The sequence below is a fragment of the Micromonospora sp. NPDC048999 genome (genome assembly GCF_040649295.1).
Lineage (GTDB): Bacteria > Actinomycetota > Actinomycetes > Mycobacteriales > Micromonosporaceae > Micromonospora.
This window is the reverse complement of sequence record NZ_JBEZFI010000001.1, coordinates 460,423-473,085: the sequence shown is the minus strand read 5'-3', so window position 1 is coordinate 473,085 and position 12,663 is coordinate 460,423. Positions and strand designations below refer to the sequence as shown.

Annotated in this window: 8 protein-coding genes; 5 read left to right on the top strand and 3 right to left on the bottom strand. The window is 71.2% G+C overall.

The genetic code is table 11. The features are described from left to right. Positions 1-8 precede the first annotated feature (8 nt). The gene (locus tag AB0C02_RS02240) at positions 9-2,099 is read right to left on the bottom strand and encodes a S9 family peptidase (RefSeq protein WP_357540208.1); all 2,091 of its coding nucleotides are present in this window, start codon (positions 2,097-2,099) and stop codon (positions 9-11) included. A gap of 97 nt (positions 2,100-2,196) precedes the next feature. Here AB0C02_RS02240 and AB0C02_RS02235 point away from each other — a divergent pair, with 97 nt between their 5' ends. The 3 genes from AB0C02_RS02235 to AB0C02_RS02225 all read left to right on the top strand — a co-directional run bounded on the left by AB0C02_RS02235 (position 2,197) and on the right by AB0C02_RS02225 (position 4,908). Continuing rightward, positions 2,197-2,676 carry an Rrf2 family transcriptional regulator gene (locus AB0C02_RS02235; RefSeq protein WP_357540206.1) on the top strand — a complete coding sequence of 160 codons (480 nt, stop codon included), beginning with the start codon at positions 2,197-2,199 and terminating at the stop codon, positions 2,674-2,676. 112 nt (positions 2,677-2,788) lie between these two features. Next, positions 2,789-3,283: a cupin domain-containing protein gene (locus tag AB0C02_RS02230; RefSeq protein ID WP_357540204.1), complete on the top strand. Its 495-nt coding sequence runs from the start codon at positions 2,789-2,791 to the stop codon at positions 3,281-3,283. Between the two features lie 104 nt (positions 3,284-3,387). Beyond that, positions 3,388-4,908, top strand: a complete 1,521-nt coding sequence (locus AB0C02_RS02225; RefSeq protein WP_357540202.1) for an FAD-binding oxidoreductase — start codon at positions 3,388-3,390, stop codon at positions 4,906-4,908. Between the two features lie 10 nt (positions 4,909-4,918). Here AB0C02_RS02225 and AB0C02_RS02220 read toward each other — a convergent pair whose 3' ends face one another. Further along, positions 4,919-6,982 carry a SpoIIE family protein phosphatase gene (locus AB0C02_RS02220; RefSeq protein WP_357540200.1) on the bottom strand — a complete coding sequence of 688 codons (2,064 nt, stop codon included), beginning with the start codon at positions 6,980-6,982 and terminating at the stop codon, positions 4,919-4,921. Positions 6,983-7,162: 180 nt separating this feature from the next. Here AB0C02_RS02220 and AB0C02_RS02215 point away from each other — a divergent pair, with 180 nt between their 5' ends. Then, positions 7,163-11,527, top strand: a complete 4,365-nt coding sequence (locus tag AB0C02_RS02215; protein WP_357540198.1) for a HAMP domain-containing protein — start codon at positions 7,163-7,165, stop codon at positions 11,525-11,527. Beyond that, on the top strand, positions 11,524-12,081 hold the full coding sequence (locus AB0C02_RS02210; protein ID WP_357540196.1) for a response regulator: 558 nt from the start codon (positions 11,524-11,526) through the stop codon (positions 12,079-12,081). The genes AB0C02_RS02215 and AB0C02_RS02210 overlap by 4 nt, the downstream gene beginning before the upstream one ends. A gap of 4 nt (positions 12,082-12,085) precedes the next feature. Here AB0C02_RS02210 and AB0C02_RS02205 read toward each other — a convergent pair whose 3' ends face one another. Continuing rightward, positions 12,086-12,592: a MarR family transcriptional regulator gene (locus tag AB0C02_RS02205; RefSeq protein WP_357540194.1), complete on the bottom strand. Its 507-nt coding sequence runs from the start codon at positions 12,590-12,592 to the stop codon at positions 12,086-12,088. Positions 12,593-12,663 lie beyond the last annotated feature (71 nt).

The window sequence follows — 12,663 nt, the reverse complement described above, 5'->3', positions numbered from 1 at the left end:
CCTTCTTTTCACTTCAGGCGATCGAGGATCCAGGCGTTGATGAACGCCTCCTCGCGCCACGCGTCGTAGCGGCCGCTCGGGCCGCCGTGGCCGGCGCCCATCTCGGTCTTGAGCAGGTAGTCGCCCTGCGGGGCGACGGCCCGCAGGCGGGCGACCCACTTGGCCGGCTCGTGGTAGAGCACCCGGGTGTCGTTGAGGCTGGTCACCGCGAGGATGGCCGGGTAGTCGACCGGGGCCACGTTCTCGTACGGGGTGTACGACTTCATGTACGCGTAGACCTCGGGGTCGTCGAGCGGGTTGCCCCACTCCTCCCACTCGGTGACGGTGAGCGGCAGCGACGGGTCGAGGATCGAGGTGAGCGCGTCCACGAAGGGCACCTGCGCGACGATCCCGGTGAACGCGTCCGGGGCGAGGTTGGCGACCGCGCCCATCAGCAGGCCGCCGGCCGAGGCACCCCGGGCCACCAGGCGGTCGGTGGCCGTCCAGCCGGCCTTGACCAGGTGCCGCGCGCAGGCCACGAAGTCGGTGAAGGTGTTCTTCTTGGCCAGCAGCTTGCCCTCGTCGTACCAGCGTCGGCCCAGCTCACCGCCGCCCCGGATGTGCGCGACGGCGAAGATGACGCCCCGATCGAGCAGGCTGAGCCGGGCGATGGAGAACCACGGGTCCATGCTCGCCTCGTACGAGCCGTAGCCGTAGATGACGCAGGGGGCGGAGCCGTCGCGCGGGGTGTCCTTCCGGCAGACCAGCGAGATCGGCACCCGGGTGCCGTCGTCGGCGAGCGCCCAGTCCCGGTGCTGCTCGTAGTCGGCCGGGTCGTACGGCCGCCCGTCCGGCCCGGGGCGGACCGGCTTCTGCTTGCGCAGCACCATTTGCCGGGTGCCCAGGTCGTAGTCGTAGACGGAGTCCGGGGTGACCAGCGACGTGAAGCGCAGCCGCACCTCGCTGGTGCGGTACTCCGGGTTGGCGTCCAACCCGACGTTGTAGATCGGCTCGGGGAAGTCGATGTCGTACGGGTCGCTGCCGCCGACCGGCAGCACCCGCAGCCCGGTCAGCCCGTTGCTGCGCAGCGAGACGACCAGGTAGCTCTCGAACGCGTCGACTGACTCCAGCCGGGTGCCCGGCGCGTGCTCGATCAGCGGCGTCCAGTCGCCGGGCGTGTCCGCCGAGGTGAACGCCAGCGCGAAGTCCTCCGCGCCGTCGTTGTGCAGGATCAGGAACCGGTGCCCGTGGTGCTCCACCGAGTACTCGACGCCCTGTCGGCGGGGCGCGACGATCGCTGGCTCGCCGGTGGGGTTGGCGGCCGGGATGACCCGTACCTCGCTGGTGATCTTGCTGTGGATGTCGATGACCACGAACCGCTCGGAGCGGGTCAGCTCGACGCCCACCCAGAACCGCTCGTCGTCCTCCTGGTGGACCACCACGTCCTCACTCGACGGGGTGCCGACGGTGTGCCGCCAGACCCGGTACGGCCGCCAGGCGTCGTCCACGGTGACGTAGAAGAGCGTGGAGGCGTCGGCGGACCATGCGGTGCCGTAGAAGGTGTCGGGGATCTCGTCGGCGAGCACCTCGCCCGTGCTCAGATCCTTGATCCGCAGGGTGAACCGCTCGTCCCCGGCGAAGTCCGTCGAGTAGGTCAGCCAACGCCCGTCCGGGCTGACGTCGAACGCGCCGAGGGCGAAGAAGTCGTGCCCCTCGGCGAGCAGGTTGCCGTCGAGCAGCACCTCCTCGCCGTCGAGCGGGGCGCCGTCGGCGCTGATCGGGGGTGCGGTCTCGCCGGCTTGAACGGGCCGGCGGCAGTGCACGCCGTACTGCTGGCCCTCGACCGTGCGGGTGTAGTACCAGTGCCCGTCCTTGCGGGTGGGCACCGACAGGTCGGTCTCCTGGGTGCGCCGGCGGGTCTCCTCGAACAGCTGGGCGCGCAGCCCCTCCAGGTGTGCGGTGCGCGCCTCGGTGTAGGCGTTCTCCGCGGTCAGGTGGGCGATCGTCTCGGGGTCGTCCTTGGCCGCCAGCCAGGCGTACTCGTCCACGACGGTGTCGCCGTGGTGGGTCCGCTCGGCCGGGAGGCGCTTGGCGACCGGCACGGGGGTCTCGGTGGTCACGGCGTCACGTTACCGGCCTCCAGGCGTGCATTCCGGACGCAGACGCCGCTGGTGCTTGCACGTTTAAAACTGGACAACTAATATCCAGGATATGCGGATGAGCCAAGGGGTCGAGTGGGCGATGCACACCTGCCTCAATCTCACCTACGTCGAGTCCGGGCAGGCCGTGCCCACCGCGTCGCTGGCGAAGTTCTACGCGTTGCCGCCCGCCTACCTGAACAAGCACCTCCAGGCCCTGGTGCGGGCTGGCATCCTGTCGTCCACCCCGGGGCCTCGTGGAGGTTTCCGGTTGGCCCGCCGACCGGAGGCGATCAGCCTGCTCGACGTCGTGACTGCTATTGAAGGGCCGGGCGAGGCGTTTCCCTGCGACCAGATCCTGCGGGCGGGGCCCGGTGGTCGGGCGGACGTCGACTACCGGCAGGCCTGCGTGATCGCCGGCTCCATGCGTCACGCCGAACTCGCCTGGCGGCGGGAGCTCGCCGGCCGCAGCCTGGCCGACGTCCGGGCCGAGGTGGAGGCGCGCTACCCGGACACCCCGAAGAACACCCGCGAACGGTTCGCCGCCCTTCGCGGCTGACTTGGCAGCACGCCCCTCGGCGGAGGGGCTTTTTGCGGCCAAAATCCTGGATAAAAAACATCCAGATATTGCTCCCGGCGGCCCGCCGGGACGACTCGATCAGGAGGAACAAATGAGCAATACCATCCCCAAGCCGCCCGTTGTCGTCACCGCTGCCGAGGCGGCGGTCCTCCAGGATGGCCCCACCAGCCTCATCACCCTGCTCGCCGACGCGGACCAGACCGGCGGCGCGTTCACCGTCAACCGGTCCCACCTGCGGGCGGGTTCGCCCGGGGCGCCGCCGCACCATCACACCCGCGCCACGGAGAGCTTCTTCGTCCTCGACGGGGTCCTCCAGGTGCTCGCGGGGGAGCGGATCCTCACCCTGCGTCGGGGTGACCTGCTGGTCGTGCCGCCTCGCCTGCCGCACGCCTTCGCGCCGGCCCCTGGAGAGGAAGCCGACATCCTGGTGACCTTCACGCCGGGTCTGGCCCGGTTCGACTACTACCGCCTGCTGGAGCGGGTCTACCGGGGCGAGGCCGATCCGGCGGAGATCGCGGCCAGTTCCGAGGAGTTCGACAACCACTACCACGACAGTCCGATGTGGCGGGCCCGCGCCGCCGGCTGACCGGACTTCGGCCGCCTGGTTCGACCCCGCCTCCGCCCGCCTCAGTGGAGGCGGGGTCGGCAAACCGCCACCTCACGCTTTCGAACATGTGTACGATGACGGACATGGCGGCTGCAGCGAGTTCCACGAACCGATCCGGAGCCCTCGAGATCACCCGTCGACTGGCGGAGATCTGCGGCCCGTCGTTCGCCCGGTTCGCCGGCCCGGCCGACGAGGTGGCCGGCCGGACGGCCCGCTGGGTGGCGGTGCCGGGCGGCCCGCACGCCGCCGCCGAGGTGCTGCGGCTGGCTGCGGCGCACGACCTCACCGTCGTGCCCCGAGGGGCCGGCACGAAGATCGACTGGGGTGCCGCCCCGGCGCAGGTCGACATCCTGCTCGACACCGGCCGGCTCGCCGGGGTCTGGCACGAGCCGCAGGGCTCCCCGGTGGCCGAGGTCGGCGCCGGCACCCCGCTGCGTGCGGTCCAGGCGAGCCTGGACCGCGCCGGCCGGCGCCTGCCGGTCGACGCGCCTTCCCCCGGGGCGACCCTGGGCGGGGTGCTCGCCGCCGACGAGGCCGGCCCGCTCCGGCACCGGCACGGCAGTCCGTGCGCCCAACTCGTCGGCGTTCGCTACCTGGACGCCAGCGGCGAGCTGATCAGCATCGGCGCGGCCGGCACGGCGTCGTTGGGCCGGGCAGCGCCGACGGCTCGCGACCAGGCGGGCGGCGGCCGGGCGGTGCCCGCCGGCCTGGCGGCCGATGCCGGTCCAGGCGGCGGTGCCGGGCCGGGTGGTGATGCTGGGCAGGCTGGCGGCGCTGCGGCGCTCTTCGGCGCTGGCGACCTGCCGGGGCTTGATGTGGCCCGGCTGCTCTGCGGCTCGCAGGGCGGCCTGGGGGTGCTGGTCTCGGCGACCCTGCGGGTGCAGGCCGTGCCGGCCAGCCGGGTCTGGGTGTCCCGCCCGGTCTGGACCCCGTTGGAGGTGCACGACCTGGTCCGGGCGGTGCTCGCCGCCCGGCTCGATCCGGCGGCCGTCGAGCTGGACCTGCCGGTGCCGTTGCCGCGCCGGCGGGTGAACCCGTCGCATCCGTCCGTGTTCGGGCGGCCCGACCATCCGGCGGTGATCGGGTGGGCCACTCGGCCGGCCGCGGCGGGCAGCCTGGTGGTGCTCCTGGAAGGCGGCCGCGCGGACGTCGCCGAGCGGGCCGAGCGGCTCAAGGCCCTGCTCGGCGGCGACGCGGTCGCCAGCCATGCGCCACCCGACTGGTGGGGGCGCTACCCGTTCGGCCCCGGCGACACCGCGCTGCGGATCGAGGTGCCGATCAACGACCTGCACGCGGCGGTCTACGCGCTGCGCGACGCCGCGGGCACCCCGGTGCCGGTGCGCGGCTCGGCCGGGGTCGGGACGGTGCACGCGGTGCTGCCCGCCGCCCTGCCTCCCGACCGGGTGGCCTCGATCCTCGCCGCCGTCCGCGGGGTGCTCCTCGCCCGGCAGGGCCGCTGCGTGGTGGTGGCCGCCCCCACCCCGATCCGGCGGGTCGTCGACCTCTGGGGCGAGCTGCCCGCCCTGCCCCGCCTCCGCATGGCGAAGGCACACCTCGATCCCCACCACCGGCTGGCCCCCGGCCGCCTCCCCGGCGGCCTGTAGCCGGCGAGTGTCAGAGCGCGTCGTTGCGGAGAACCAGGATGGCGATGTCGTCGCGGGGCGCCTCCGTCGAGAAGCCGATCGCCGTGGCGCGCAGCCGGGCGGCCACCACGTCCGCGGAATAGCCGGCCAACGGCGCTGTCGACGCGCGTAGCCGTTCGGTGCCGAAGAGGTCCCGGCCCCGCCGACGTTCGGTGACGCCGTCGGTATAGAAGATCAGCGCGTCGCCCGGGTCGAGCGAGATCTCGGCCGCCGGCGTGGTGATCGCGTCGAGCAGCCCGAGTGCCGTACCGCCCGTGCCGACGAAGGCAGCCCCACCGCCGCCGCTCAGCAGCACCGGGCGGTCGTGCCCGGCCAGGTGCAGGGACACGTCGAGCTGGTCCCCGTCGCCCGGCCTGACCGCCGCCAACGCGAGCGTGCAATATCGGCCGCTGCCCCGTTCGACCAGTGTCTCGTTGAGCCGGACCAGCACCTCCGGCAGCGGCTTGCCGTCCCCGGCCAGCACCCGGATCACGTCCCGGACCAGGCCGGTCACCGCCGCCGCCTGCACCCCCTTGCCCGAGACGTCGCCGATCACCACCAGCCAGCCGCCGTCCGGCAGCGGCACCACGTCGTAGAAGTCGCCGCCGACCTCGGCGTCGCCGCCGGTCGGCACGTACTCGGCGGCGAAGCCGATGCCCTCGACCACCGGGAGCACCGGGGGCAGCAGGGACTGCTGGAGCGTCTGGGCGACTCGCCGCCGCTCGGCGTGAATGCGGGCGTTCTCGATGGCGAGGGCGGCCCTCCGGGCCACGTCCTCCAGCACCGAGACCTCGTCCGGATCGTGTCGGTGCCCCTGGTGGCGGCCGACGGCCAGGGTGCCGAGCCGCTGCCCGCGGGCGATCAGCGGTACGGCGAACCCCTCCATCGGTCCGCTGAGCGGCACCTGTGCCGCGCTCCGGGACGCCTCCCGCAGCCGGGCCTGGATCGAGTCCGGCCCGGTCTCCTGGAGCACCCGGTGCAGTTGCGGCAGCACCGACTCGTCGGCGTGGCTGGACGCGGCGAGCCGCAGCCGGCCCCACTCGTCGGTGGTGTGCACCACGCACCACTGGCCGAGCCGGGGCACCACCAGTTGCGGGATGAGCGCCATGGTCAGCTCGACGTCCAGGGACTGGGCGAGCAGCTCGCTCGCCTCGGCGAGGAAGGTCAGCCAGGTCGACCGGCGGACGTCCGCCCGGCGCAGCCGGTCGTTCTCCAGGTGCAGCGAGAGCCGTTCGGCGGCCAGCACCGCCAGCGGCCGGGCGTACGCCGAAGGTGCCGCGTCCAGCTCGAGCTCGCCGGCGTACGGTCGGTGCACGGCGAGCGGGACCAGGAGCAGCTCGTTGCTCTCCCGGGGCTGCCGGCCGTACCGGGCGAGCACCTGGCTGCCCTGCCCGTCGCCCCGGTCCAGCCGGATCACGCCGCCGGCGGCGCCCACCATCTCGGCGAGCCGGGTCAGCAGCCCGGTAGCGAACTCCGGCAGCGGATCGTCCGCGTACGGGTCGGGGTTGGCCTGCATCAGCTCGCTCATCGCGGCGACGCTCGGGGTGTCCTCGACCGGGCCCGAGGTGATGACCGCCGCGGGGGGCTCGGCCGTGACCGGCCGAGGCTCGCTGTCGTGCCGGTCCAGCCGGAACCAGATGCCCTTCCCGGTGGGCAGGTAGGTGGTGCCCCACCGGCTGGCGAAGTGGTCGACCAGCAGCAGCCCGCGCCCGCGCTCGGCCACCTCGGTGATGTCCGGGCTGACGTTGCGTACGCCGACCATCAGCTCCTCGACCGGGCCGGCCGCGAAGTCGGTGACCGTGACGGTCAGCCCCGCGGTGTCCGCCTCGACCTCGATGTCCAGCTCGGTACGCGCGTGTTCCACCGCGTTGGTGGTGAGTTCCGTGGTGAGCAGCAACGCCTCGTCGAGCAGTTCGTCCAGGTTCGCCTCGCCGAGGACGGACCGGACCAGCGCCCGGGCCGCAGCGGGGGTGCGCCGGTCGGCGGGGAGCCGGACCCGGCGGACGTGCTCGTCCGCGCCGCCGCCGTTCGTCGCCGGCCCCGACTTTGCTGACACCTTCGTATCCTCCACCGCTGCCGCCCTGGGTGCCAAACGACAAGCCTTGCCGTACCGCCGGTCAGATACGGATGAACCAGGGCGAAGCCGGCGTACTCGTAGGTCGTCGCCTCGACGTTAGGCAGGCAAAATGGTGGGATGTCGGCACGAGCCGGTTGGCCCCGAGCTGAGCGAGGAATGATGACCACGGCGAAAAAGTCGGTAGCCGCGGACCTGTCCGCGCCCGAGCACGAGGCGCTCCTCGGTGACCTGGTGGAGGCGCTGCGGCAGGTGCGCCGCGGCGACCTCAGGGTCCGGCTGCCCCGGCGGGCCGGCCTTGCCGGTGAGGTGGCCGACGCCTTCAACGACGTGGTGTCGCTCCAGGAGCGGCAGCACCTGGACCTGCGCCGGATCAGCCGGATCGTCGGCCGGGACGGCCGGCTCACCGAACGCCTCGACGACGAGGGGCTGGACGGCTCGTGGGCGGAGGGCCAGCGGGCGATCAACTCGCTCATCGACGACCTGGGCCGACCGACCACCGAGATCGCCCGGGTCATCGTCGCGGTGGCCGACGGTGACCTGTCCCAGCACATGGCGTTGGAAATAGACGGCCGCCCGTTGCGCGGTGAATATCTGCACATCGGGCGCACCGTCAACACCATGGTCGACCAGCTGTCGTCCTTCTCGAACGAGGTGACCCGGGTGGCCCGCGAGGTGGGCACCGAGGGCAAGCTGGGCGGCCAGGCCGACGTACGCGGGGTCGCCGGCACCTGGAAGGACCTCACCGACTCGGTGAACACCATGGCGTCGAACCTGACGTATCAGGTCCGGTCGATCTCGCAGGTGGCCGCGGCGGTGGCCAAGGGCGACCTGTCGCAGAAGATCACCGTGTCGGCCATGGGCGAGGTGGCCGAGCTGGCCCACACCTTCAACTCGCTGACCGACACCCTCCGGCTCTTCGCCGAGCAGGTGACCCGGGTGGCCCGTGAGGTGGGCACCGAGGGCAAGCTGGGGGGCCAGGCGGAGGTGCCGAATGTCGCCGGCACCTGGAAGGACCTGACCGACAGCGTCAACTCGATGGCGTCGAACCTGACCGCCCAGGTGCGCAACATCGCCCAGGTCTCCACTGCGGTTGCCCGGGGCGACCTCTCCCAAAAGATCACGGTGGCCGCGCAGGGCGAGATCCTGGAGCTGAAGGACACCGTGAACACGATGGTGGATCAGCTGTCGTCGTTCGCGGACGAGGTGACCCGGGTGGCCCGCGAGGTCGGCATCGAGGGCAAGCTGGGTGGCCAGGCCCAGGTACGCGGTGTCTCCGGCACCTGGCGCGACCTCACCGAGAACGTGAACCAGCTCGCCGGCAACCTGACCAGCCAGGTCCGCAACATCTCGCAGGTCTCCACAGCGGTGGCGAAGGGTGACCTGTCACAGAAGATCACGGTGGATGCCCGGGGCGAGATCCTGGAGCTGAAGTCCACGGTGAACACGATGGTGGATCAGCTGTCGTCGTTCGCGGACGAGGTGACCCGGGTGGCCCGTGAGGTGGGCACCGAGGGCAAGCTGGGCGGCCAGGCCCAGGTGAAGGGCGTTTCGGGCACCTGGCGGGACCTGACCGACAACGTGAACTCGATGGCGTCGAACCTCACCTCGCAGGTCCGCAACATCGCCTCGGTGACCACGGCGGTGGCGAAGGGTGACCTGTCGCAGAAGATCACGGTGGACGCCCGGGGCGAGATCCTGGAGCTGAAGTCCACGGTGAACACGATGGTGGATCAGCTGTCGTCGTTCGCGGACGAGGTGACCCGGGTGGCCCGTGAGGTGGGCACCGAGGGCAAGCTGGGCGGCCAGGCCCAGGTACGCGGCGTCGCCGGCACCTGGCGGGACCTGACCGACAACGTGAACTCGATGGCGTCGAACCTGACCGCTCAGGTGCGCAACATCGCCCAGGTCTCCACGGCGGTGGCGAAGGGCGACCTGTCGCAGAAGATCACCGTGGATGCGCAGGGCGAGATCCTGGAGCTGAAGTCCACGGTGAACACGATGGTGGATCAGCTGTCGTCGTTCGCGGACGAGGTGACCCGGGTGGCCCGCGAGGTGGGCACCGAGGGCAAGCTCGGCGGGCAGGCCCAGGTGAAGGGAGTTTCCGGCACCTGGCGCGACCTCACCGACAACGTGAACTCGATGGCGTCGAACCTCACCTCGCAGGTGCGCAACATCGCCTCGGTGACCACGGCGGTCGCCAAGGGCGACCTGAGCCAGAAGATCACCGTCGACGCGCAGGGCGAGATCCTGGAGCTGAAGTCCACGGTCAACACGATGGTGGATCAGCTGTCGTCGTTCGCGGACGAGGTGACCCGGGTGGCCCGCGAGGTCGGCATCGAGGGCAAGCTCGGCGGGCAGGCCCAGGTGAAGGGGGTTTCCGGCACCTGGCGCGACCTCACCGAGAACGTCAACCAGCTCGCCTCGACGCTCACCACCCAGCTCCGGGCGATCTCCCAGGTCTCCACCTCGGTGACCCGGGGCGACCTGACCCAGCGGATCGCCGTGAAGGCGCAGGGCGAGGTCGCCGAGCTGAAGGACAACATCAACCAGATGATCGTCACCCTGCGGGAGACGACCAAGAAGAACGCCGAGCAGGGCTGGTTGGACTCCAACCTGGCCCGGATCGGCGGCCTGCTCCAGGGCCAGCGCGACCTTGGCGAGGTCTGCCGCATGATCATGCTGGAGGTGACCCCGCTGGTCGACGCGCAGCTCGGCGCGTTCTTCCTGGTGGACAGCTCCGAGGGCAGCATGCGGCTGCGGCTCACCGCCTCGTACGGCTATGTGGCGCGAGGGCACGACGTCACCTTCGGGCCGGGCGAGGGGCTGGTCGGGCAGGCCGCCCTGTCCCGGCGGACCATCCGGGTCAACACCCAGCCCGACGGGCGCCTGGTGCTGCGCTCCGGGCTCGCCGAGACGCCCCCGGCCGACCTGGTGGTGCTGCCCGTGCTGTTCGAGGGCGAGTTGCTCGGTGTGATCGAGTTCGCCGGCGTGATCACCTTCTCCGAGCTGCACCTGTCGTTCCTGGAGCGGCTGGTCGGCACGATCGGCATCGCGGTCAACACCATCCAGGCCAACCGGCGTACCGAGGAGCTGCTGGCCCAGTCGCAGCGGCTGGCGCACGAGTTGCAGGAGCAGTCGGCCGAACTCCAGCGCACCAACGCCGAGCTGGAGGACAAGGCCAAGCTGCTCTCCGAGCAGAAGACCAACATCGAGACCCAGAACCGGGAGATCGAGCTGGCCCGGCTCGGCCTGGAGGAGAAGGCGCAGCAGCTCACCCGGGCGTCGGCGTACAAGTCGGAGTTCCTGGCGAACATGAGCCACGAGCTGCGTACGCCGCTGAACTCGTTGCTGCTGCTGGCCCGGCTGCTCGCCGAGAACCCGGAGCAGAACCTCACGGCGAAGCAGATCGAGTTCGCCCGCACCATCCACAGCGCCGGATCGGACCTGCTCTCCCTGATCGACGACATCCTCGATCTGGCCAAGATCGAGGCGGGCCGGATGGACGTCGAGCCGACCGAGGTGCGCTTCACCGAGCTGCGCGGCTACGTCGAGCAGGCGTTCGCGCCGCAGGCCGAGGAGAAGGGCCTCGACTTCCAGGTACGGGTCAGCAAGGACCTGGCGCCGGCGCTGGTCACCGACGCCCAGCGGTTGCAGCAGATCCTGCGCAACATGCTCTCCAACGCGGTGAAGTTCACCGACAACGGCGCGGTGACGCTGCGGATCGCACCCGCCGCCGAGAACGCCGTCTTCGACGTGCCGGCGCTGACCAACGCCCGACGGGTCATCGCGTTCACGGTGATCGACACCGGCATCGGCATCTCGGACGACAAGCTCTCGCTGATCTTCGAGGCGTTCCAGCAGGCCGACGGCACCACCAGCCGGCGGTACGGCGGGACCGGGCTGGGCCTGTCGATCAGCCGGGACCTGGCCCGCCTGCTCGGCGGCACGATCACCGTGTCGTCGGCGCCCGGGCAGGGGTCGACCTTCACCCTCTTCCTGCCGGACGTGCTGGCTCCGGACGCGGTGGTGGCCCCGGCGCCACCGTCGCCGAGCCGCGCGGGGCTGCCGTCGTCGTTGCTGATGCCGATGGAGCTGCCCCCGCCGCCGGAGACTCCGGCGACCCGGCGGCTGGAGGGCGTGACCGTTCTGATCATCGACGATGACGTTCGGAACGTCTTCGCGCTGACCTCAGCGTTGGAACTTCATGGGATGACCGTGTTGTACTCGGACAACGGGGCGGACGGCGTCCGCCAGCTGGCCGAGCATCCGGAGGTGGACATCGTGCTCATGGACGCGATGATGCCGGACCAGGACGGATACGAGACGACCCGGCAGATCCGCCGCAACCACCGCTTCACCGACCTGCCGATCGTCTTCCTCACCGCGAAGGCGATGCCGGGTGACCGGGAGTCGGCGATCACGGCCGGCGGCAGCGACTACATCACCAAGCCGGTGGACCTGGACCAGCTGATCGAGATGATGTCGTCCTGGATCGGCCGCAGCCGAGGCAAGGAGCTGTCATGACCCCTACCGCCAAGGCCCTGCTGGTGGACGACCGGCGGGAGAACCTGATGGCCCTGGAGGCGATCCTCCAGGGGCTTCCGGTGCAGTCGGTCGCCGTGGAGAGCGGCGAGGCGGCGCTGAAGCAGCTCCTGGTCGACGACTTCGCGGTGATCCTGCTGGACGCGCAGATGCCGGACATGGACGGCTTCGAGACGGCCACCCACATCAAGCGGCGGGAGCGGACCCGGCACGTACCGATCATTTTTCTCACCGCGGCGGACCGCGACGCCCAGCTCGCCCTGCGTGGCTACGCGGTCGGCGCGGTGGACTACCTGACCAAGCCGTTCGATCCCTGGGTGCTGCGGGCGAAGGTGTCGGTCTTCGTGGAGCTGTGGGTGAAGACCCGCCAGCTCGCCGCCCAGTCGGACCTGGTGCGGGAGCGGGACGCCCAGTGGCGGGTGCTCACCGACGCGGTGGACGAGGCGACGGCGCTGCTGCGCGCCGACGACGGCCCGGAGTCTCGGGAACGCGCGGTGGACCTGCTGGAGCAGGCCCGCTGGGGCCACCCGGCCTGACCTGTCAGCTGGCGCGGCCACCGTGTCCGGTCGCGGCGCGTCGGGCCCGCCACCGCTCGCCGAGGGCGTCGATCTCCTCCTGTACGAAGAGGAAGAAGTCCCGCATCTCGGAGACCCGTTCGCCGGCCGGGGTGTCCCGCCCGAGTAGTGCGTCGACACCGCCGTTGGCGATGTCGATGAAGTTCTTGTAGAGGCCGGTCTTGGTGATGGTGGCCTCGTACCACGGGTTGTCCGGCATCCGGTAGCGGTCCCGGCGGGAGCCTTTGACCGGCTCGCGGACCAGCATGCCGAACTGGGTCAGATAGCGGACCGCGCCGGAGACGGCCGCCGCGCTGACCCCGAGCCGCTCGCCGATCTCGGCGGCGGTGAGCGGGTCGTCCGCGCTCATCACGGTGAAGAGCGCCCGGCCGGCCATCCGGGGAAAGCCGACGTCCGCGAAGGCCATCGCCATCCGCTCGACGAAGAGGTGGATCTCTTCCTCGTTCCGAGTCGGGCGGTGGTCGTCAGGCATCGGCGTGGGCTCCCTCCGTTGGCAGTCGTGAAGCTGATGGTGCCTCAGCTTCCACTGTCTTCACAAGTTTA